Raw genomic sequence first — 21850 nt, 5'->3', positions numbered from 1 at the left:
CGGCTCTGTTTAATCGTGAGAGATTATGATGGAATAGGGATGGCGGCAGGATCGGCCGGGCAGCACACGCCGCCGTAGGGTGATCACCAAAGGGCCACGTCCCGGGCGGGCCAGGCAGGAGGCAACAACGTGAAACTGCTCGTCACCGGGGGCGCCGGCTTCATCGGGAGCGTAGTGACCCGGATGCTGCTCGACGCGGGTCACCAGGTGGTGGTCCTGGACGATCTGCGTACCGGTCACCGCGAGGCGCTCGCTCCGGAGGCGACCCACGTCGAGGCGTCCATCCAGGACGCCGTCCGGGTCATCACCCCCGACGCCGGCTTCGACGGGGTGCTGCACTTCGCCGCCCTGATCGCCGCCGGCGAGTCGATGGTCAAGCCGGAGCTGTACTGGCAGACCAACACCGTCGGCACCCTCGCCCTGATCGACGCCGTCCGGGCCGCCGGGGTGCCCCGGATGGTCTTCTCCTCCACCGCCGCCGTCTACGGCAACCCCACCGAGCTGCCCATCCCGGAGACCGCGGTCAAGGCGCCCACCAACACGTACGGCGCCACCAAGCTCGCCGTCGACATGGCGCTCACCTCCGAGGCGATCGCCCACGGGCTGGCCGCCGTGTCGCTGCGCTACTTCAACGTGGCCGGCGCGCACCTCGCCGGCGACGTGGCGCTGGGCGAGCGGCACGACCCCGAGACGCACCTGATCCCGATCGCGTTGGAGGTCGCCGCCGGCCGGCGGGAGAAGCTCCAGCTCTTCGGCGACGACTACCCCACCGTGGACGGCACCTGCGTCCGCGACTACATCCACGTCGCCGACCTGGCCCGCGCCCACCTGCTGGCGCTGGACGCGGCCACCGCGGGCCAGCACCGGATCTACAACCTGGGCAACGGCAACGGCTTCACCAACCGGCAGGTGGTCGACGTCGTCCGCGAGGTCACCGGGCACGCCCTGCCCGTCGAGGTGGCGCCCCGCCGCGAGGGCGACCCGGCCGAGCTGGTCGCCTCCTCCGCGTTGGCCCGCGACGAGCTGGGCTGGGTGCCGCAGAAGCCGACCCTGCACGACATGGTGGGGGACGCCTGGGCCTTCTACCGCACGCACATCCTGGAGCAGTCATGACCCACCCCTCCGGTGACGTCGCCGAGCGGGCCGCCGCCGGCTTCACCATGCAGTACGGCGACCGCGCCGCCGGCCGCTGGGCGGCTCCCGGCCGGGTCAACCTGATCGGCGAGCACACCGACTACAACGACGGGTTCGTGCTGCCCTTCGCGCTCCCACTGCGGACCGTCGTCGCCGCCGACCGGCAGGACGACGAGCGGTGGACGGTCTGGTCCGAGCTCTCCGACGAGACGATCACCTTCGGCGCGGACGACGTCGCCGAGCCGGGCCGGGTCACCGGCTGGGGCGCGTACGTGGCCGGTGTGGTGTGGGCGCTGCGCGAGGCCGGTCACCCGGTGCCCGGCGCCCGGCTGGCGATCGCCTCCGACGTGCCGCTGGGCTCCGGTCTCTCGTCCTCGGCCGCGCTGGAGTCGGCCGTGCTCGCCGCGCTGCTCGACCTCGGGGGGCTGGAGCTGCCCGCCGAGCGGCAGCCCCGGCTGGCGCAGCGGGCGGAGAACCTCTACGTCGGCGCGCCGACCGGGATCATGGACCAGTCCGCCGTGATCCGCTGCCGTGCCGGGCACGCCCTCTTCCTCGACTGCCGCGACGAGTCCGTCGAGCACATCCCGTTCGACCTGGACGCCGCCGGGCTGGCCGTGCTGGTCATCGACAGCCGCGCGCCGCACCGGCACGCCGACGGTGAGTACGCCGCCCGCCGCCGGTCCTGCGAGGCGGGCGCCAAGGCGCTCGGCGTCCCCGCGCTGCGGGACGTGGGCGTCGACCAGCTCGACGCCGCCCTGGCCCGGCTCGACGACGAGGAGACCCGGCGGCGGGTCCGGCACGTGGTCACCGAGGACCAGCGGGTGCTGGACACGGTCGCGCTGCTGCGCGCCGGCCGGGTCCGGGACATCGGCCCGCTGCTCACCGCCTCGCACGTCTCGATGCGCGACGACTTCGAGATCACCGTTCCGGAGATCGACACCGCGGTCGAGGCAGCGCTCGCGGCCGGCGCGCTGGGCGCCCGGATGACCGGCGGCGGCTTCGGCGGGTGCGTCCTCGCCCTGGTCGACGCGGACCGGGCCGACGCGGTCGCCGCCGCCGTAACGGCCGCGTACGCCGAACGCGGCTTCACCGCACCCAACACCGTCCCGGTCCTCCCGGCCCCCGGCGCCACCCGCCTCACCTAGCCCACCCCGCCTCAGCCCGGTGATCAAGAGGTTCGCGTCGGTCCGAGCCCGGACTCTGCCGCAGACCTCTTGATCACCGGTCAGGGTGAGGTGTGTGGAGGCGGGGTCAGCTGGCTTCGACGATCATGCCGGCGCCCACCGTGCGGTTGGTGGCCTCGTCGATGATGACGAAACCGCCGGTGGTCCGGTTGCGCCGGTACTCGTCGGCCAGCAGCGGCACGGTGGTGCGCAGTCGCACCCGGCCGATCTCGTTGAGTCGCAGCGCGTCGGCCGACTCGTCGCGGTGCAGCGAGTTGACGTCCAGCCGGTAGTGCAGCCCGCGCACGATCGCCCGGGCCGACCGGGTGGTGTGCTTGATCGCGTACCGGCCGCCGACCTGCAACGGGCGGGTCTCGTCCATCCAGCAGACCATCGCCTCGATGTCCTGGGCGACCGCCGGCGCGTTGTTCGGCCGGCAGATCATGTCGCCCCGGGAGATGTCGATCTCGTCGGCCAGCCGTACCGTCACCGACATCGGCGGGAACGCCTCCGCGACCGGCCCGTCGGCGGTCTCCACCGCGGCGATCCGGCTGGTGAAGCCGGACGGCAGCACCATCACCTCGTCGCCCGGCTTCAGCACGCCGGAGGCGACCTGACCGGCGTAGCCGCGGTAGTCGGTGACCGTGGTGGACTGCGGCCGGATCACGTACTGCACCGGGAACCGGACGTCGACGAGGTTGCGGTCGCTGGCGATGTGCACCCGCTCCAGGTGGTGCAGCAACGACGGGCCCTCGTACCACGGCATGTTCTCCGACCGGGCGACGATGTTGTCGCCGCGCAGCGCGGAGATGGGCACCACGGTCAGGTCCGGTACGTCGAGCTTCGCGGCGAACGCCGTGAACTCGTCGGCGATCCGCTCGTAGACCTCCTGCGACCAGTCCACCAGGTCCATCTTGTTCACGCAGAGGACCAGGTGCGGCACCCGCAGCAGGGAGCAGAGGAACGCGTGCCGGCGGGACTGCTCGACCAGGCCCTTGCGCGCGTCCACCAGGATCAGCGCCAGGTCGGCGGTGGACGCCCCGGTGACCATGTTGCGGGTGTACTGGATGTGCCCCGGGGTGTCGGCGATGATGAACTTGCGCCGCGGCGTGGCGAAGTACCGGTACGCCACGTCGATGGTGATGCCCTGCTCCCGCTCGGCGCGCAGGCCGTCGGTGAGCAGCGCCAGGTTGGTGTACTCGTCCCCACGCGCCGCGCTGACCGCCTCCACCGCGGCCAACTGGTCGGTGAAGAGGGACTTGGTGTCGTAGAGCAGCCGGCCGATCAGGGTCGACTTGCCGTCGTCCACACTGCCGGCGGTGGCGAACCGCAGCAGGTCCATCGGTCGGGCCTCCGGCCCGGTGCTGGTGGCGGCCGGGGCCACGATCTCGGTGGTCATCAGAAGTAGCCCTCCCGCTTGCGGTCCTCCATGGCGGCCTCGCTGACCCGGTCGTCACCACGGGTCGCGCCGCGCTCGGTGATCCGGGTGGCCGCCACCTCCTCGATGACCTTCTCCACGGTGTCGGCGTCCGAGCGGACCGCCGCCGTGCAGGAGGCGTCGCCGACGGTGCGGTAGCGCACCTGCGCCTTGAAGCGCTCCTCACCGGCCCGGGGACGGAAGAACTCGTTGACCGCGTAGAGCATCCCGTCCCGTTCGATCACCTCACGCTCGTGCGCGTAGTAGATCGACGGCAGCGGGATCCGCTCCCGAGCGATGTAGTGCCAGACGTCCAGCTCGGTCCAGTTGGACAGCGGGAAGACCCGGATCGACTCGCCCGGGTGGTGCCGGCCGTTGTACAGCGACCACAGCTCCGGCCGCTGGTTCTTCGGGTCCCACTGGCCGAACTCGTCGCGGAAGCTGAACACGCGCTCCTTGGCCCGGGCCTTCTCCTCGTCGCGGCGGGCGCCACCGAACAGCGCGTCGAAGCGGTGCTTCTCCACCGCGTCGAGCAGCACCGGCGTCTGGATCCGGTTGCGCATACCGTCGCCGGACTCCCGGACCAGCCCGCTGGCCAGCGCCTCCGGCACGCTCGCCAGGACGAGCTGCAACCCCAGCTCGGCGACCCGCTGGTCGCGGTATTCCAGGACCTCGGGGAAGTTGTGCCCGGTGTCGACATGCATGACCGGGAAGGGGATGTTGGCCGGGGCGAAGGCCTTCTGCGCCAGCCGCAGCATGACGATCGAGTCCTTGCCGCCGGAGAAGAGCAGCACCGGGCGCTCCATCTCGGCGACCACCTCGCGCATCACGAAGACGCTCTCCGCCTCCAGTGCGTCCAGGTGGGAGACCCGGTAGGCCGCCGGCGTGGTCATGACACCGGCTCGATTCGCTCGCTCATCCGATTTCCAGACCTTTCCGGTCGGGCATGTCAAGAAGGGCCTCAGGCTACCCGGAATGTCTCTGCAGCGCTGCAAGCAACCGGGTGGCGAGATCCTTGCGGCAGACCAGCAGGTCGGGCAGGCGCGGATCCGCCTCGTTGTATCTCAGCGCAGAACCGTCGATCCGGGAAGCGTGGAGTCCGGTGGCCGTCGCCACAGCCACCGGAGCCGCCGAGTCCCACTCGTACTGCCCACCGGCGTGGATGTAGGCATCCACCTCGCCGGTGACCACCGCGGCGATCTTCGCCCCGGCCGATCCCATCGGCACCAGCTTCGCCCCCACGTCCTCGGCCAGGTCGCTGAGGAACACCGGCGGTCGGCTCCGGCTCGCCGCCAACCGGATCACCCGCGTGCCGGCCGTCGCCGCCTCCACCGTCATCGGCGGGTACGCCGGCGGGTAGTCCGTGCCGAGCACCCGGTGCTGCGCCGGCAGTCCCACCGCCCCGGCGACCAGCCCGTGCGGGCTCGGCGCGCTGCGGGCCCAGAGCGCCACGTGCACCGCCCAGTCCGAGCGGCCCTCCTCGGCGAACTCCCGGGTGCCGTCCAACGGGTCGATGATCCACACCCGGTCCGCGGCCAACCGGGACACCGCCTCGGCGTTCACCTCGGCCGCCCAGGCCAGCCGCGACCCCTCGTCCTCCTCGGAGAGCACCGCGTCACCCGGGCGCCACTTCGCCAGCTCCGTACGGATCAGGTCGTGCGACACCTTGTCCCCGGCCGACTTCAGCGCGCCGGTGTCCGCGAAACCCAACTCGGCCCGCAGGTCGAGCAGCGCCTGACCGGCCCGGGCCGCCAACCACCGGGCGAACGCGCCGTCGATCATCGGAGGACTGCTCACTGCCCGCTCCCGTCGCCTCGCCGCCACCCGTGTCCATCCGGGTCGCTACGCCGCGACCCGCGTCGGCGGTCGCGGCACGCCGAAAGGCGCAGACTACCGGCCCGCCAACCCCGATCCGGTACGCCCCGCCCGGCTCTCAAGCACCGTGGTAGAGGTTCTGTGTCGGTTCGACACCCTTGACGATCACCGACTCCACCACGTCGGCGGCCCGGTCCACCAGGAAATCCAGTTCCTTGCGCTCCGCCGCGCCGAAATCCGACAGCACGTAGTCCGCCGGGTCCTGCCGCCCCGGCGGCCGGCCGACGCCGAACCGCACCCGGATGTAGTCCTTGGTGCCCAACGACTTCGACATCGAGCGCAGGCCGTTGTGCCCACCCTCGCCGCCACCGCACTTGACCCGCACCTGGCCGTACCCGATGTCCAGCTCGTCGTGCACCGCGATCACCTGCGCCGGCGGCACCTTGTAGAACTGCGCCAGCGCCGCCACCGGCCCGCCGGACAGGTTCATGTACGTCAGTGGCTTCACCAGCACCAGCTTCGGCCCGCCGAAGCCCAGTCGCCCCTCGGCCACCTCGGCGACCGCCCGCTTGTGCCTGCCGAACCGCGCCCCGATCCGCCCGGCCAGCAGGTCAGCCACCATGAAGCCGACGTTGTGCCGGTTCCCGGCGTACTCCCGGCCCGGGTTTCCCAGGCCGACCACCAGCCACGGCCCCGCCTCGTCCGTCACGACCCACCCCTCCCGACGTCCGTCCCACCGACTCCCGATACGACGACAGGCGCCCCCGAACGCTCGGGGACGCCTGCCGCACAGTACGAACGGATCAGGCCTCGGTGCGCGCCTCGGTGTTCTCCCCGCCCTCGGCGGTCGGGGCGGCGTCCGCACCCTCGGAACCCTCGGTGACCTCGCCGACCTCGGCCTCGGCCTCCTCGGTGGCCTCCTCGACCTCGGGCAGCGTCGCCTCGAGCTGCTCGGCGGTCGGGGCGGCGGTCACCGCGGCGACCGACAGCTCCGGGTCGACGGCCAGCTCGACGCCGGCCGGCAGCTGGACGTCGCCGGCGGTCACCTGGGAGCCCGCCTCCAGGCCCTCGATCGACGCCTCGAGGTGGTCCGGCACCTTGGTGGCGTCGGCGGTCACCGAGAGGGTGTCGTGGTCGTGCACGATCAGGGTGTCCTTGGCGGCGTCGCCGGTCAGCTGGACCGGGACGTCGACGGTGACCTTCTCGCCCCGGCGGACCAGGAGGAGGTCGACGTGCTCGAAGGTGTCCTTGATCGGGTCACGCTGGATCGCCTTCGGCAGCGCCAGCACCTGGGTGCCGTCGGTGATGTCGATCGCGAAGAGCTGGTTGGCGCCACCCTTGCGGATCGCGGCGGCGAACTCGCGGGACGGCAGCGCGATGTGCTTGGGCTTCTCGCCGTGGCCGTACAGCACGGCAGGCACCTTGCCGGCCCGGCGGGTACGACGGGCACCACCCTTGCCGAACTCGGTACGGGGCTCGGCGCTGATCTTTACCTCGGACACGGGGAAACTCCTGATGCTTTCGCTACGGCGGCTTGTCGTCTTGCGGTGCTGGGGCGAGGGGCTCGCTGGGGCTCATGCGTCATGAACGACTGCCCGGAGCACCGCGTCGATGACGGTGCCTCCGTGCGGCGCTTTTCAGCGGCCCGCCGGGCACCCTCGCCGTGGCAACCGCACCAGTCTACCCGAGCTGATTCCGGGGTTTCCGGCAGTCCCCGGGTCACCGCTCACGTCGGCGCGCGGGCCGACCGCCCGGGGTCAGTGCGGGGGCGTTCCCGCCGGCGCGCAGCCGGCGGGAACGGCCCTCACGGCAGCGCGACGCTCAGCTCAGGCCACCGAAGAGGGTGGTCACCGAGCCGTCGTCGAAGACCTCGCGGATCGCCCGCGCCAGCAGCGGCGCGATCGACAGGACGGTCAGCTTGTCGAGCTGCTTCTCCGGGGTGAGCGGCAGGGTGTTGGTCACGACGATCTCGCTGATCGGGCTGTTCTTCAGCCGCTCGGTCGCCGGGTCCGACATCAGCGCGTGGGTGGACGCGACCACGATCTCCGCAGCGCCCGACTCCTTGAGGATGTCGGCGGCGCCGGTGATCGTGCCACCGGTGTCGATCATGTCGTCGACGATCAGGCAGACCCGACCCTCGACCTCGCCGACCACCCGGTTGGCCACCACCTGGTTGGGCTTCATCGGGTCGCGGGTCTTGTGGATGAACGCCAGCGGGCAGCCACCCAGCCGGTCGGTCCACCGCTCGGCCACCCGCACGCGACCCGAGTCCGGGGCCACCACGGTCATCGGCCGGCCCGCGTACTTGTGCTCCACGTACTCGGCGAGGATGTCCATCGCGAAGAGGTGGTCCACCGGACCGTCGAAGAAGCCCTGGATCTGGGCGGTGTGCAGATCGACGGTGAGGATCCGGTTGGCGCCGGCCGTCTTCAGCAGGTCCGCCACCAGACGGGCCGAGATCGGCTCGCGACCGCGGTGCTTCTTGTCCTGCCGCGCGTACGGGTAGAACGGCAGCACCACGGTGATCCGCTTGGCCGACCCCCGCTTCAGCGCGTCCACCATGATCAGGGTCTCCATGACCCAGGTGTTCACCCCGTGCGTCACGGACTGCACCACGAAGGCGTCCGACCCACGCACCGAGTCCTTGAACCGTACGAAGATCTCGCCGTTGGCGAACTCGTACGCGTCGGCCGGCGTCGGCGCCACGCCGAGCACCTCACCGATCTCCTTGGCCAGCTCCGGAAAGCCACGTCCGGAAAAGAGCATCAGGCTCTTGCGGTTTTCGGCGACGATGCTGCCCATGGGCCCGTCTGCTCCCGTTTGTCGGTGGTACCCGGCCCGGTGGTGGTGGGTCGGCGGGGACTATTCGGTTGCAGTATCTCCCGTGGCGGAGGCGCCGCCCACCGTCTCGGCCTGCCCGTGCATTGCCTCACTGTCGCTTGCGGCGCCGGCCCCACCCGGCGCACCCTCAGCGCCGCGGGCGCGCTGCGCGGCCTCGGCCGCTGCCGTTCCGGCCCGCCGCTTCACCACCCAGCCCTCGATGTTGCGCTGGCGTGCCCGGGCGACACCCATCGCACCCGGCGGGACGTCGTCCACGATCACCGAGCCGGCCGCCGTGTACGCGCCGTCGCCCACCTCGACCGGCGCCACGAACATGTTGTCCGCCCCCGTCCGGACGTGGCTGCCGATGACCGTGTGGTGCTTGTTCACCCCGTCGTAGTTCACGAAGACCGACGCCGCGCCGATGTTGCTCTGCTCGCCGATCGTCGCGTCACCCACGTACGTCAGGTGCGGCACCTTCGAGCCGGCGCCGATCTGCGCATTCTTCACCTCGACGAACGTGCCGACCTTCGCCTTGTCGGCCAGCCGCGCGGCCGGCCGCAGGTACGCGTACGGCCCGACGCTGGCGCCCGCGCCGACCTCCGCGCTCACCGCGTGGCTGCGCACCACCGAAGCGCCGGGGCCGACGATCGTGTCGACCAGCGTGACGTCCGGGCCGATCTGCGCGCCCGCGCCGACCACCGTGCCGCCACGCAGCTGGGTGTTCTGGTCGACCACCGCGTCGCGGTCCAGCGCGACCGTCACGTCGATCCAGGTGGTCGCCGGGTCCAGCAGGCTCACACCGGTACGCATCCAGGCCTCGTTGACCCGGTCGCGGAGCAGCCGGCGCAGCGTCGCCAGCTCCACCCGGTCGTTGCAGCCCAGCGTCTCGACGTGGTCGACGGCCACGTGCACCGCCACCGGCTCGCCGGCCGAGCGGAGCAGGCCGAAGACGTCGGTCAGGTACTCCTCGCCCTGGTCGTTGTCGGTGGAGAGCTTGCCCAGCGCGTGGCGCAGCCGCACCGCGTCGAACGCGTAGATGCCGGCGTTGATCTCCCGGATCGCGCGCTGCGTCGCGTCGGCGTCGCGCTCCTCGACGATCTGCTCCAGCCGGCCGTCGGCGTCCCGCACGATCCGCCCGAGCCCGGTCGGGTCGGGCACTTCGGCGGCCAGCACGGTGGCCGCGGCGGCGGCCTCCTCGTGCGCGGCCACGAGCGCGCCCACCGTCTCCGGCCGCAGCAGCGGCACGTCCCCGTTGATCACAACGACCGTGCCGGCGCCCTCCGGCACGGCGTCCAGCGCGATGCGCACGGCGTGCCCGGTGCCGAGCTGCTCGGCCTGGAGCACGGGCGTGGCGTCCGGGGCGACCTCGGTCAGGTGACCCCGGACCTGGTCGGCGCCGTGCCCCACCACCACGACGGTGCGGTCCGCGGCCAGCGGCGCGGCCGCGCTCAGCACGTGGCCGAGCAGGGTCCGGCCGAGCAGGGGATGCAGCACCTTGGGCAGTGTCGACTTCATCCGCTTGCCCTCACCGGCGGCGAGCACGACGACGGTACGAAGGTGGGGCTGGGGCACGATGTGGCTCCCGTCGGGACGGCGGACACTCTCGCGGTCATGCTAACCGCGGCGCCCGGCACGTCTCCGCCTTACCCCCACTGGAACCTAAACCGGACTTAGGGGGCAGCTCGGCCGCCAGGGTTCGAACCTGAAATACGGGTACCAAAGACCCGGGTGTTGCCAATTACACCACGGCCGATCAGCGACGCAACCGCGTCACATCCGGGGATGGGGATCCCGCCGCTACACCTTAGCGCCCCGGCCGCCGGACGCCACCGCTCATTCCGCTCGCTCGGACGGCCCGAGGCCCGCCCGGGTGGCACCAGGGCGGGCCGGATAGACAGAAGCTCTCCCAACCCACCGACGTGACCGGTGTCGGCGTACCGCCGAGCGTCGATGCCACCCGGCCGCACAGCGCGACCCGCAGCGCCGCGCCGACCCTGCCCGGACGGGCCGACCGAGCCACCGACCGAAGCGGAAATCAGGGCTCTGACCTGCGTTTCAGCAGGACGGTGCAGGGGCGTTCGGAAACTTCCCCGTGCGATCTACGGTGCCGTAAGTTACGGTGACGTAGGCGTAGCTTCGTGATCGCTTCCGTCCCCTCTGCGAGGTGCCATGTCCACCGCTCTGCTCGAACCCAACGCCGCCGGACCCGGCCCGAAACCCCTTACCGACGGCAGCCAGTCCCCCGGGATCCTGGTCGCCCTCTGGGCCTTCGTGGTGATCCCCTTCGTGGCCCTGCTGGTCGCCGTGCCGGTGGCCTGGGGTGGCTGGCTGGGCTGGACCGACGTGGTCATCGGCCTGGTCTGGTACGTGGTCTCCGGGCTCGGCATCACGGTCGGCTTCCACCGCTACTTCACCCACGGCTCGTTCAAGGCCAAGCGGTGGCTGCGTGTGACGCTGGCGGTCGCGGGTTCGCTGGCGGTGCAGGGCGAGATCATCCAGTGGGTGGCCGACCACCGGCGGCACCACGCCTTCTCCGACCTGGAGGGCGACCCGCACTCGCCGTGGCGCTTCGGCACCAGCCTCTGGGCGCTGACCCGCGGCCTGTTCCACGCGCACGTCGGCTGGCTGTTCCGCCGCGAGCTGTCCAACCGCGAGCGGTTCGCCCCCGACCTGCTCGCCGACAACGACATCCGCCGGGTGGACCGTCTGTTCCCGATGCTGGTGGCCATCTCGCTGCTCGGTCCGGCGCTGATCGGCGGCCTGGTGACCTGGTCCTGGCAGGGCGCGCTGACCGCGTTCTTCTGGGCCGGGCTGGTCCGCATCGGCCTGCTGCACCACGTCACCTGGGCGATCAACTCGGTCTGCCACGTCTACGGCGAGCGTCCGTTCGCCATGCGCCAGGGCGACCGGGCGTCGAACTTCTGGCCGCTGGCGATCCTGTCGTTCGGCGAGAGCTGGCACAACCTGCACCACGCCGACCCGACCAGCGCCCGGCACGGCGTACTGCGTGGTCAGGTGGACATCTCCGCCCGCGTGATCTGGCTGTTCGAGAAGATCGGCGCGGCGTCGCAGGTGCGCTGGCCGAAGCCGGAGCGCCTCGCGGCCAAGCTCGTGAAGCCGGTCGCACCCCGGTAAAAGCGGGCGGTGCTCCGGGAGGCCGCCTGGCAGGATGGCCGGGTGGCCGAGCGACGCGGGGAGACCGGACGGCTCGGTGGACGGGGAGCCGGGCCCGATCCGGGTACGGTCGGACAGCGCGGCTGGGCGATCTGTTCGCCCGCCAGTGAGGCGACGACGTGAACGGGCACAACGGAGGCACCATCCCACGGCAGGGCGTCACCGAGCGCCAGCGAGGCGGCGACATGCCTGAGGCCACCGACGGAGCCGGCGGCCGGCGTGCCGCGCCGGCCCCGGCACCCAAATCCACCTCCCGGGTCCGCATGTCCGCGGCCCAGCGGCGGGAGCAGTTGATCGCGATCGGCCGGCAGCTCTTCGCCGAGCGCGGTTTCGACGCCACCTCCATCGAGGAGGTGGCGGCCCGCGCCAAGGTCTCCAAGCCCGTCGTGTACGAGCACTTCGGCGGCAAGGAGGGGCTCTACGCCGTGGTGGTGGACCGGGAGGTCCGGGCGCTGCTGGACCGGATCACCACGGCGTTGACCGCCGGGCACCCGCGGGAGCTGCTCGAGCAGGCGGCGATGGCCCTGCTGGGCTACATCGAGGAGGAGACCAGCGGCTTCCGGGTGCTGGTCCGCGAGTCGCCGGTGCTGTCCGGGACGGGCAACTTCATCAGCGTGATGAACGACGTGGCACACCAGGTCGAGCACATCCTGGGCGCCGAGTTCAAGAGTCGCGGGTACGACCCGAAGCTGGCCGAGCTGTACTCGCAGGCGCTGGTGGGCATGGTGGCGCTGACCGGCCGCTGGTGGCTGGAGGTGCGCAAGCCGCGCAAGGAGACGGTGGCGGCGCACCTGGTCAACCTGGCCTGGAACGGGTTGTCCCACCTGGAGGCGAAGCCGACGCTGATCACCGCGCGCCGCCGCTGACCACGGTCAGCGGCGAAGGTGCACGTCGGCCACCGGGTGGCTGCGGTTGCGCCGCTCCTCCTCGGCGTGCTCCTCGGGGCCGACCTTGTCGTAGAGGCCGGTGCCGAGCAGGACCAGGCCGAACAGCATCGACACGATCACGGTCGACATCGAGAAGTTGAGGAAGTTCGCCTCGGTCTGCAGCACGGACATCATCAGGATGCTGGTCGCCAGGAACACGACCCCGGCGGTGAGGTTCATGTAGTGGCCGAGGTTGCTCCGCCGGGACGCCCCGATGATCAGAACGACTCCGAAGGCCACCGAGGCGAGCGAGAACGCCAGGTTGGTGCGCAGCCCGAGCACCCAGTGGCTGCCCCGGTCGAAGAGCGGATCGCCGATCGTCTGGGCGACGCCCCAGACGCCGAAGACGAGGATGTAGACGCCGATCAGGCCGGCGAGGACCCGGTAGAGCGGCCGTGCCGGATGGTTCACCGGAAAATGCGGCATGCCCTGGTCTCCCGTCCGAGTATCACCTTCGCGGTGATTGTCACCCGGACCAACAGGACATGTCCGACGAATCCCAAAGGCCGCCGGGTCAGTGAGCGGGCTGGACCAGCACAGGTTTTCGCCGGAGCCCGAGCTGCGCAGGGATCAAGCCTGACCGCCCGGAGCAGCTCGGGCCCGGCGAAAAACCACCACCGCGACCAGGGCTCAGAGCACCAGGCGAGCCTTCTCGAAGGCCTCCGCCTCCTCGTCCGAGCCGACCTTGCCGTACATGCCGACCATGAGCAGAACCAGCGCCGCCAGCATCACGCCGATCACCGTGGCGATGCTGAAGTTGAAGAAGTTGGCGTCGGTCTGGATGAACGCGAGGCCGGCCAGGCTGATCACCATCAGGGCGTACGCCAGCCACTGGTTGATCGCCACGTCGATGTTGCGGCCGAGCGCGGTGCCGGCCAGCACGAGGAGCCCGAGCAGCACGCAGAGCAGCGAGAAACCGAGGTTGGTGCCCTGGCCGAGGATCTTGGTGTCGTCCTGCGCGAGGATCTCGTTGCCGGCGCTCGCGATGATGCCGAGCACACCGAAGACCACCAGGTACAGACCGGTCAGCCCGCCGATCGCCCGGTAGATCGGCCGCGCGGGGTGGTTGACGGGGGTGTGGGCCATGTCTGAGTCTCCAACGCCGTGGGGTGAGGTGTCGCGGACGATTGTCCCGCATGTGGAGGTGTGACGCCGCACACGGCCCCCGGGCTGGCGCGCCCGGCCCGGTCAGCCCTCGGGCAGGTCCTCGGCGAGCGTCATCCAGGTCTCCTCGATCCGCTCGCGCTCGGCGCGCAGATCCTTGAGCTGGGTGTCCAACTCGGCCACCCGTGCGTAGTCGGTGGCGTCGGCGGCGAGCTGGTCGAGCAGCGTGGCCTCGCGCTGGTCGAGCTTGCCGAGCTGGCGTTCCAGCCGGGTCAGCTCCTTGCGGGCCTGTCGGACCTCGGCGGCGGACATGCCGGTCGTGGTGGTGCCGGTCGGCGCGGCGGCCGAGGTGGCGCCAGCCCGGGAAGGGCCGGCCCGCTCGGCGGTCCGGGCGAGGTATTCGTCGACGCCGCCGGGCAGGTGCACCAGCCGGCCGTCACCGAACATCCCGTACGCCGTGTCGGTGACCCGCTCGATGAGATATCGGTCGTGGCTGGCCACGATGATCGTGCCGGGCCAGGAGTCGAGCAGGTCCTCCAGCGCGGCGAGCGTGTCGGTGTCCAGGTCGTTGGTGGGCTCGTCGAAGAGCAGCACGTTGGGCTCACCGGCGAGCAGCCGCAGCATCTGCAACCGGCGGCGCTCCCCGCCGGAGAGGTCGCTGACCGGGGTCCAGAGCCGTCGGTCGTCGAAGCCGAAGACCTCGGCGAGCTGGGCGGCGGACACCTCGCGGTCGCCGAGCTGCACCCGGCGGGCGACCTCCTCGACGGCTTCGAGCACACGCAGGTGCCCGGGCAGCTCGGCGAGCTCCTGGGACAGGAACGCCGGCCGCACGGTGGAGCCGGTGTTGAGGCGGCCACCGCCGGGGCGGGTGATGCCGGCGAGCATCCGCAGCAGCGTGGTCTTGCCGGCGCCGTTGGCACCGAGGATGGCGATCCGGTCGCCGGGCCCGACCAGCCAGGTGACGTCCCGCAGGATCTCCTTGGGGCCGGCGTGCAGCTCGACGTTCTCCAGGTCGTACACCTGCTTGCCGAGCCGGGAGGTGGCCATCCGTTGCAGCGACATGGTGTCGCGCGCCGGCGGCACGTCGGCGATCAGGGCGTTCGCGGCGTCGATGCGGAACTGGGGCTTGGAGGTGCGCGCCGGCGGACCCCGCCGCAGCCAGGCGATCTCCTTGCGGAGCAGGTTCTGCCGGCGGGCCTCGGTGGCGGCGGCGACCCGCTCGCGCTCGGCGCGGGCCAGGGTCCAGGCGGCGAAGCCACCCTCGTAGGCGCGGACGGTCTGGTCGGCGACCTCCCAGGTGGTGGTGCAGACCGCGTCCAGGAACCACCGGTCGTGGGTGACCACGACCAGGGCGCCCTTGCGGCCGACCAGGTGCCGGGCCAGCCAGTCGACACCGCCGACGTCGAGGTGGTTCGTGGGCTCGTCGAGGATGAGCAGGTCGGAGTCGCGGACCAGCAGCGCGGCGAGCGCGACCCGGCGCCGTTCGCCACCGGACATCGGGCCGACCGGCTGGTCGAGGCCGAGGTGCGGCATGCCGAGGCCGTCGAGGATGGCACGCACCCCGGCGTCGCCGGCCCACTCGTGCTCGGCGCCCATGCCCTCGTTGAGCCAGGCGGTGCCGAGCACCACGTCCCGGACGGTGGCCTCGGGGGCGAGGGTGAGCTGCTGCGGCAGCCAGAGCACGCGCAGGTCGCGGCGGTGGGTCACCCGACCGTCGTCGGGGTCCTCCTGCTTGGTGAGCAGCCGCAGCAGGGTGGACTTGCCGGCGCCGTTGAGGCCGACCACGCCGATCCGGTCGGCGTCGTCCAGGCCGAGCGAGACGTCCGTGAGGAGCCGCCCGGTGGCGCCGTACCCCTTGGACACCCGGTCCAGATTGACGATGTTCGCCACGTTCCACCCTTCATGATCAAGGCGTCCCGGTGCCGGCGGGCACCTGGACGCCTCTCCCAAGGGTACGCGGACGCTCCGGACGCCCGCGCCGCGTGCCGACAGCCCCGGTGGGACGCGTCGTCAGCCGACGCGGGCACCGGCGACCGGACCGTGCGCGACCCGCGCCTCCCGGCAGACGCCCGCCGCGGTCAGCTCGGCGGCGATCCGCTCGGCGTCGGCCGCGTCGGAGGCGAGGAAGACGCAGGTCGGGCCGGAGCCGGAGACGATGCCGGTGAGCGCGCCGGCCGCCTCACCGGCCTTGAGCGTGTCGGCCAGCGCCGGGCGCATGGCCAGCGCGGCGTCCTGGAGGTCGTTGCCGAGCGTGCGGGCGAGCACCCGGGGGTCGCGCTGCCGCAGCGCGCCCAGCAGCGCGTCGGTGCTGCCCAGCGGAGCGCCGGCGGTGCCGGCGTCGCGGAGCCGGTCCAACTCCCGGTAGGCGGCCGGGGTGGACAGGCCACCATCGGCGATGGCCACCACCCAGTGCCAGGAGGTGGGGCGGGCCAGCACGGGGCTGATCGCCTCCCCCCGGCCGGTGCCCAGCGCGGTGCCGCCGTAGATCAGGAACGGCACGTCGGAGCCGAGGTCGGCGGCGATGCCGGCCAGTTCGTCGCGGGACAGCCCGGTGCCCCAGAGCGCGTCGCAGGCCACCAGCGTGGCGGCCGCGTCGGCGCTGCCGCCGGCCAGTCCGCCGGCGAGCGGGATCTGCTTGCGCAGGTGCAGCCGGGCGTGCGGCAGCACCCCGGCGTACCCGGCCAGGGCGTGCGCGGCGCGGATCACCAGGTTGGTGTCGTCCAGGGCCAGCTCGCCCGTGCCCTCGCCCTCCATGGTCAGGGCGAGCGTGTCGCCCCGGCGGGCCGTCAGCTCGTCGTAGATCGAGATGGCGTGGTAGACGGTGTTCAGCTCGTGATAGCCGTCACGGCGCAGCGGGCCCACCCCGAGGTGCAGGTTGACCTTCGCGGGCACCCGGACCTTCACCGGCCCGCTGGCTCCGCGCCGCTCGTCCTCGTCGTCCGGTCGCCAGGCCTCGGTCACCGGGCGATGTCCCGCACGGCCAGGCGGATGTCGAACGACTTGGTCACGGTCAGCTCCTCGGCATGGTCACGCGCCCGTACGCCTCCTCGGCGGGCACCGCGCCAGCCTACTGGGCGGCCGGCGCGGGGGTCGGAGCCGACGCGGCGATGGCGGCGAACTGCTTGACGGTGAGGGACTCCCCCCGGGCGCCGGGGTCGACGCCGGCGGCGGTGAGCGCGGCGGCCGCCCGGTCCGCGCCGCCGGCCCAGCCGGCCAGCGCGGCGCGCAGGGTCTTTCGGCGCTGCGCGAACGCCGCGTCCACCACCGCGAAGACCCGTTTCCGGGGTACGTCGGCTCGGGGTGGTTCGCGGCGGGTGAAGGCGACCAGGCCGGAGTCGACGTTCGGCACCGGCCAGAACACGTTCGGCGGCACCCGCCCGACGGCCCGGGCCTGGGCGTACCAGGCGAGCTTGACCGACGGGATTCCGTACACCTTGGAGCCGGGACCGGCGACCAGCCGGTCGGCGACCTCCTTCTGCACCATCACCAGGCCCTTTCGGAGGCTGGGCAGCTCGGCGAGCAGGTGCAGCACCACGGGCACGGCCACGTTGTAGGGCAGGTTGGCCACCAGCGCGGTCGGCGGCGGGTCGGCCAGCTCGGCGGCGTCGATGCGCAGCGCGTCGGCGCGGTGCACGGTGAGCCGGCCGGCGTCCGCACCGGCGTGCCGGGTGGCGGTCTCCGGCAGCGCGCCGGCGAGCACCGGGTCGATCTCCACGGCGTGCACGTGCCCGGCGACCGGCAACAGCCCGAGGGTGAGCGAGCCGAGCCCGGGGCCGACCTCCAGAGCCACGTCGTCGGGGGTCAGGCCGGCGGCCGTGACGATCCGACGCACGGTGTTCGGGTCGTGCACGAAGTTCTGGCCCAGCTTCTTGGTGGGCGCGACGCCCAGGCGGGCGGCGAGTTCCCGGATCTCCGCCGGGCCGAGGAGACCGGTCATGCCTGGCAGCGTAGCGGCGGCATGGGGACCGACCGTCGGGCCGGGTTCACCACGGGCCGAAGGCGCGGTCGCCGGTGGCCGAGATGGCCGCGCACAGCTCGTCCAGGTCGGCGCCGGTGGTCGCGGCGAGCGAGCGGACGGTGAGCGGGATCAGGTACGAGGCGTTCGGCCGGCCGCGGTGCGGCGTCGGGGTGAGGTACGGGGCGTCGGTCTCCACCAGGATCTGGTCCACGGGGGTGAGCGCCGCGGCCTCACGCAACGCCGTGGCGCTGCCGAACGTGACGGTGCCGGCGAAGCTGAGCAGGTAGCCGCGGCGGACGCACTCGCGGGCGAAGTCGGCGTCACCGGAGAAGCAGTGCAGCACCACCGTGGCCGGGGCCCCCTCGTCGTCGAGGATCCGCAGCACGTCGGCGTGCGCGTCCCGGTCGTGGATCACCAGCGCCTTGCCGTACCGCTTGGCGATGGCGATGTGCGCCCGGAAGCTCTCCTCCTGCGCGGCGCGCCCCTCGTCGCCGGTACGGAAGAAGTCCATCCCGGTCTCGCCGATCCCCCGGACCCGGTCACGCGCGGCGAGTGACTCGATCTCCCGCAGCGCCTCGTCGAGGTCGGACAGCCGGGGTGCCTCGTTCGGGTGCAGCGCCACCGTGGCCAGCACGGCGGGATGCCGGTCGGCGGTGTCCGCGCCCCACCGGGAGGAGGCGACGTCCACACCCACCTGGACCAGCCGGTCCACGCCGACCTTGGTGGCCAGGTCGATCGCCACGGCGACCGGGTCGTCGGCCGGCCCGCCGCCGGGTACGCCGGCCTCGCTGACGGTGATGTCCAGGTGCGTGTGGCTGTCCAGCACCGGCCGGGGCAGCGGCTCGGGGGCGGGCGGAAACTCTCCGGCCCGCCGCGCGGCACGCTCTCGGCGGGTTTCAGTGGGTTCGCTCATCAGCGACAGCATCACACACCGGGGCTGTCCATCCGCCCGCCACCCGACGTTCACCTCGACTACGCCGCGCGACTCTACCGTCGCCAACGAGCGAGCGCAGCGAGCGAACCGGCGGGCACAGCAGCGTGCCGCGAAGCGACGGCACGGAGCGAAGCGGAGTGCTGGCAGTGAGCCGACTGAGTGCGCCACCGGGCCGAGGCGACAGCGTGACGGCCCGCATCTCACCGAGTAGAGGGAGGTGACGGCATGAGCGTCACCCCCCAGGCCAGCGGCTCCGCCAGCGAACGCACCGGGTTGCGCGTGGCGTTCGGCGGCGGCGTCTACCCGGCCGAGGAGATCGCCCGGGGCGCCGCGTACGAGCTGTTCAGCGCCGACGAGGTGCCCGGTTTCGAGTGGGCGCCCCGACCGGGCAGCGCCCTGCCGTGGCGGCGGTTCGTGCACGTCACCGAGGTGACGGCGGTGCACGGGGCGGCGGAGCCGGCCGAGGAGCCGGAGACGCCGCTGATGCTGCCGGCGCACCGGGAGCGGGGGTGGGCCCAGCTGCACCAGCTCAGCCAGCAGCCGTCCGCGGCCGGTGACCCGATGCTGGCCGCGTCGCGCGCGTCGGCGGTGGTCCGGCGGGGCACCCGGATGGTGAAGATGCTCTCCCCCCGGCAGCTCGCGGGGTACGTGCGCGGGTGGTTGCCGCACGGCTTCTGCTACCGGGAGCACGACGTGGCGCACCTGCGTTCGCCGGCCGCGACCACCGTGCTGCGCACCGACGGCGAGGTCGGCCGGGACGGCCTGGAGGTGGCGTACGCGCTGCGCTGGCGGGCCGCCGACCCGGGCGACTACGACGTGCCGGTCGGCGAGGCGCACCGCGGCCTGACCGCGCTGGCCCCCCGGGACCGGCTGGGCCCACCGGTGCTGGGTACGGGTTTCGTGCCGAGCAACGGTCAGCTCATCCCGGAGTTCATCACCCGCGACTTCGCCGACCTGCCGATGCCGGCGAACGCCGCCCTGCTCGCCTATCCGGCGGAGGGGGTGGAGGTGGTGCTCTACACCTACCAGGCCGAGCAGCGCGGGTGGCTGCGGATGGTGGGCCCGCAGTGGCGGCACCTGCTGGCCGCGGTGCCGGGTCTCTCCCCCGATCAGGAGTACGTGCCGACCGGGGACGCTCCGCGCTCCACCCAGCTCGTGGGCGTGCACGGCGACAGCGAGTACGAGGCGGTGGCGGACCTGCCCGGCGGGTTCCGGGTGCTGGCGATGACCCGGGCGGCCCGCTACCCGGTGGAGGCGGTGGCCCGCCGGCTCAGGTTCGCGCAGTGGCGGGGCGTGCCCTGCCTGGTGCTGCGGGAGGAGGCCGGTTGGCTGCGGCTGCGGCTGCGCTACCCGGATCCGGACACGGTGCTGGCGACCGGGGCGCAGTGCCACGACCGCGGCGTCTACGAGACCTGGGCGCCCGGCGCCGAGGTGACCGACGACCAGGTGATGGACACCCGGTACGCGATGTGACGCGGCGGCGGCCGTCGCCCGGGTCTGGGCGACGGCCGCCGCACGGCGGCGTTCCTCAGCCGGCCAGCCGGGCCAGCTCCTCGTCGACGATCGACGGGTCGAGCTTGCGGAACACCGGCTTCGGCGCGGCCAGCGCACGGCCCGCCTCCAGCGGCACCGACTCCCAGCGCGCGCCGACCGTGTAGTCGCCGGTCAGCACCGGGTACGCCGGCCCGCCGTCCAGGTCGTCGACCTGCTCGATCACCGGCATCGGCGCGTGCACACCGGTGCCGCCGAGCAGTTCGTGCACCTGCTGCGCGGAGTGCGGCAGGAACGGCGTGAGCAGCGTGTTGGCGTCGCTGACCACCTGGAGGGCGACGTGCAGGATGGTGCCCATCCGCGGCTTGTCCGCCTCGTCCTTGAGCTTCCACGGCGCCTGCTCGGAGAGGTACCTGTTGGCCTCGGCGACCACCTTCATGGCCTCGCCGATCGCCTGCTTCTGCCGGTGCCGGCCGATCAGGTCGCCGACTCCTGCGAAGCCGGCACGGGCTGTAGCGAGCAGCGCCTCGTCGGCCTCGGTGAGCCCGGCCGGGTCGATCGGCGGGATGGCGCCGAAGTTCTTCGCCGCCATCGAGACGGACCGGTTGACCAGGTTGCCCCAGCCGGCGACCAGCTCGTCGTTGTTGCGGCGGAGGAACTCCGCCCAGGTGAAGTCGGTGTCGTTGCTCTCCGGGCCGGCGGCGGCGATGAAGTAGCGCAGCGCGTCGGCGTCGTAGCGCTCCAGGAAGTCGCGGACGTAGATGACCACCTTGCGGGACGAGGAGAACTTGCGCCCCTCCATGGTCAGGTACTCGCTGGAGACCACCTCGGTGGGCAGGTTGAGCTGACCCAGCTCGCCCGGCTCACCGTCGCGGGAGCCCTCACCGGAGTACCCGGAGAGCAGCGCCGGCCAGATCACCGAGTGGAAGACGATGTTGTCCTTGCCCATGAAGTAGTAGGAGCGGGCGTCCTTGCCCTCCCCGTCGGCGGACCACCACTTCCGCCACGCCTCCGGGTCGCCGGTGCGGCGAGCCCACTCGATGGAGGCGGAGAGGTAGCCGATCACCGCGTCGAACCAGACGTAGATCCGCTTGTCCGGCCGGTCCCGCCAGCCGTCGAGCGGGATCGGTACGCCCCACTCCAGGTCCCGGGTGATCGCCCGGGGCTGGAGGTCGTCGAGCAGGTTGCGGGAGAACCGCAGCACGTTGGGCCGCCACCCCTCCCGGGTGTCCAGCCACTGCCGCAGCACGTCGGCCAGGGCGGGCAGGTCCAGGAAGAAGTGCTCGGTCTCGACGAACTTCGGGGTCTCCCCGTTGATCCGCGACTTCGGGTTGATCAGGTCGATCGGGTCGAGCTGGTTGCCGCAGTTGTCGCACTGGTCGCCGCGGGCGCTGTCGTACCCACAGATCGGGCAGGTGCCCTCGATGTACCGGTCGGGCAGGGTGCGCCCGGTGGACGGGGAGATCGCGCCCATGGTGGTCTTCGGCACGATGTAGCCGTTGCGGTACATCCCCTCGAACAGCTCCTGCACCACCGCGTAGTGGTTGCGGGTGGTGGTGCGGGTGAACAGGTCGTAGGAGAGCCCGAGGCCGTGCAGGTCCTCGACGATCACCCGGTTGTACCGGTCGGCCAGCTCGCGCGGGGTGACCCCGTCGGCGTCGGCCTGCACCTGGATGGGGGTGCCGTGCTCGTCGGTGCCCGAGACCATGAGCACGTCGTGGCCGGCCATCCGCATGTACCGGGCGAAGACGTCGGAGGGAACGCCGAAACCGGAAACGTGGCCGATGTGGCGGGGGCCGTTGGCGTACGGCCAGGCCACTGCCGCGAGAACGTGACTCATGAGCAGCAAGCCTAGTGACCTCTCCGGGACGCCCGCGAACCAATGGGGGGTGGCGGGCCGACGGGCCGGAC

At 72.2% G+C, this 21850-nt stretch carries 19 protein-coding genes and 1 tRNA gene; 5 read left to right on the top strand and 15 right to left on the bottom strand.

Features of this window, described 5'->3' with window-relative positions:
* Nucleotides 1–183 precede the first annotated feature (183 nt).
* The gene (galE, locus tag AB0K07_RS04605; protein WP_363751423.1) at nt 184–1113 is read left to right on the top strand and encodes a UDP-glucose 4-epimerase GalE; all 930 of its coding nucleotides are present in this window, start codon (nt 184–186) and stop codon (nt 1111–1113) included.
* Nucleotides 1110–2279, top strand: a complete 1170-nt coding sequence (galK, locus tag AB0K07_RS04600; RefSeq protein ID WP_363750935.1) for a galactokinase — start codon at nt 1110–1112, stop codon at nt 2277–2279. The genes galE and galK overlap by 4 nt, the downstream gene beginning before the upstream one ends.
* Nucleotides 2280–2385: 106 nt before the next feature.
* Here galK and AB0K07_RS04595 read toward each other — a convergent pair whose 3' ends face one another.
* The 8 genes from AB0K07_RS04595 to AB0K07_RS04560 all read right to left on the bottom strand — a co-directional run bounded on the left by AB0K07_RS04595 (nt 2386) and on the right by AB0K07_RS04560 (nt 10105).
* Complete coding sequence (locus AB0K07_RS04595; protein WP_363750934.1) at nt 2386–3696, bottom strand: GTP-binding protein; 1311 nt, start codon at nt 3694–3696, stop codon at nt 2386–2388.
* Nucleotides 3696–4607, bottom strand: a complete 912-nt coding sequence (gene cysD / locus AB0K07_RS04590) for a sulfate adenylyltransferase subunit CysD (RefSeq protein WP_363750932.1) — start codon at nt 4605–4607, stop codon at nt 3696–3698. Before cysD ends, AB0K07_RS04595 begins: the two co-directional genes overlap by 1 nt.
* Nucleotides 4608–4680: 73 nt before the next feature.
* Nucleotides 4681–5496: an inositol monophosphatase family protein gene (locus tag AB0K07_RS04585; protein WP_363751422.1), complete on the bottom strand. Its 816-nt coding sequence runs from the start codon at nt 5494–5496 to the stop codon at nt 4681–4683.
* A 151-nt stretch (nt 5497–5647) separates the two neighbouring features.
* Nucleotides 5648–6238 carry an aminoacyl-tRNA hydrolase gene (pth, locus tag AB0K07_RS04580; protein ID WP_363750931.1) on the bottom strand — a complete coding sequence of 197 codons (591 nt, stop codon included), beginning with the start codon at nt 6236–6238 and terminating at the stop codon, nt 5648–5650.
* Between the two features lie 94 nt (nt 6239–6332).
* Nucleotides 6333–7031: a 50S ribosomal protein L25/general stress protein Ctc gene (locus AB0K07_RS04575; RefSeq protein WP_363750929.1), complete on the bottom strand. Its 699-nt coding sequence runs from the start codon at nt 7029–7031 to the stop codon at nt 6333–6335.
* A 319-nt stretch (nt 7032–7350) separates the two neighbouring features.
* Nucleotides 7351–8331 carry a ribose-phosphate diphosphokinase gene (locus AB0K07_RS04570; RefSeq protein WP_363750928.1) on the bottom strand — a complete coding sequence of 327 codons (981 nt, stop codon included), beginning with the start codon at nt 8329–8331 and terminating at the stop codon, nt 7351–7353.
* Between the two features lie 60 nt (nt 8332–8391).
* Nucleotides 8392–9927 carry a bifunctional UDP-N-acetylglucosamine diphosphorylase/glucosamine-1-phosphate N-acetyltransferase GlmU gene (glmU, locus tag AB0K07_RS04565; protein WP_363751421.1) on the bottom strand — a complete coding sequence of 512 codons (1536 nt, stop codon included), beginning with the start codon at nt 9925–9927 and terminating at the stop codon, nt 8392–8394.
* A 106-nt stretch (nt 9928–10033) separates the two neighbouring features.
* Nucleotides 10034–10105, bottom strand: a tRNA-Gln gene (locus AB0K07_RS04560).
* Nucleotides 10106–10521: 416 nt separating this feature from the next.
* Between AB0K07_RS04560 and AB0K07_RS04555 the strand changes: the two genes are divergently transcribed.
* Nucleotides 10522–11487, top strand: a complete 966-nt coding sequence (locus AB0K07_RS04555) for an acyl-CoA desaturase (protein ID WP_363750926.1) — start codon at nt 10522–10524, stop codon at nt 11485–11487.
* 224 nt (nt 11488–11711) lie between these two features.
* Nucleotides 11712–12392 (top strand): TetR/AcrR family transcriptional regulator, encoded by a 681-nt coding sequence (locus AB0K07_RS04550; protein WP_363750925.1) that lies wholly within the window; start codon nt 11712–11714, stop codon nt 12390–12392.
* A 6-nt stretch (nt 12393–12398) separates the two neighbouring features.
* Here the strand turns inward: AB0K07_RS04550 and AB0K07_RS04545 are convergent, their stop codons facing one another.
* The 6 genes from AB0K07_RS04545 to AB0K07_RS04520 form a co-directional block, all read right to left on the bottom strand.
* A complete protein-coding gene (locus AB0K07_RS04545) occupies nt 12399–12878 on the bottom strand; it encodes a DUF4383 domain-containing protein (RefSeq protein ID WP_363750923.1) in 480 nt (159 codons plus the stop codon).
* A gap of 204 nt (nt 12879–13082) precedes the next feature.
* Complete coding sequence (locus tag AB0K07_RS04540) at nt 13083–13538, bottom strand: DUF4383 domain-containing protein (RefSeq protein WP_363750922.1); 456 nt, start codon at nt 13536–13538, stop codon at nt 13083–13085.
* A gap of 102 nt (nt 13539–13640) precedes the next feature.
* Nucleotides 13641–15446 (bottom strand): ABC-F family ATP-binding cassette domain-containing protein, encoded by a 1806-nt coding sequence (locus AB0K07_RS04535; protein ID WP_363750920.1) that lies wholly within the window; start codon nt 15444–15446, stop codon nt 13641–13643.
* Nucleotides 15447–15566: 120 nt separating this feature from the next.
* A complete protein-coding gene (locus tag AB0K07_RS04530) occupies nt 15567–16517 on the bottom strand; it encodes a 4-(cytidine 5'-diphospho)-2-C-methyl-D-erythritol kinase (RefSeq protein WP_363750918.1) in 951 nt (316 codons plus the stop codon).
* A 106-nt stretch (nt 16518–16623) separates the two neighbouring features.
* Nucleotides 16624–17493 (bottom strand): 16S rRNA (adenine(1518)-N(6)/adenine(1519)-N(6))-dimethyltransferase RsmA, encoded by an 870-nt coding sequence (rsmA, locus tag AB0K07_RS04525; RefSeq protein WP_363750917.1) that lies wholly within the window; start codon nt 17491–17493, stop codon nt 16624–16626.
* 46 nt (nt 17494–17539) lie between these two features.
* Nucleotides 17540–18439 (bottom strand): TatD family hydrolase, encoded by a 900-nt coding sequence (locus AB0K07_RS04520; protein ID WP_363750915.1) that lies wholly within the window; start codon nt 18437–18439, stop codon nt 17540–17542.
* 234 nt (nt 18440–18673) lie between these two features.
* Here AB0K07_RS04520 and AB0K07_RS04515 point away from each other — a divergent pair, with 234 nt between their 5' ends.
* Nucleotides 18674–19921: a hypothetical protein gene (locus AB0K07_RS04515; RefSeq protein ID WP_363750913.1), complete on the top strand. Its 1248-nt coding sequence runs from the start codon at nt 18674–18676 to the stop codon at nt 19919–19921.
* A 55-nt stretch (nt 19922–19976) separates the two neighbouring features.
* On the opposite strand, the gene metG is transcribed toward AB0K07_RS04515, so the two are convergent.
* Entirely contained in the window at nt 19977–21779 is a 1803-nt protein-coding gene (gene metG, locus AB0K07_RS04510; RefSeq protein ID WP_363750911.1) for a methionine--tRNA ligase, read from the bottom strand.
* Nucleotides 21780–21850: the final 71 nt, after the last annotated feature.

The organism is Micromonospora sp. NPDC049301, from assembly GCF_040678715.1.
Classification (GTDB): Bacteria; Actinomycetota; Actinomycetes; order Mycobacteriales; family Micromonosporaceae; genus Micromonospora.
Note: the sequence above shows the minus strand (reverse complement) of the source record. Positions and strands in the feature narration are given on the sequence as shown.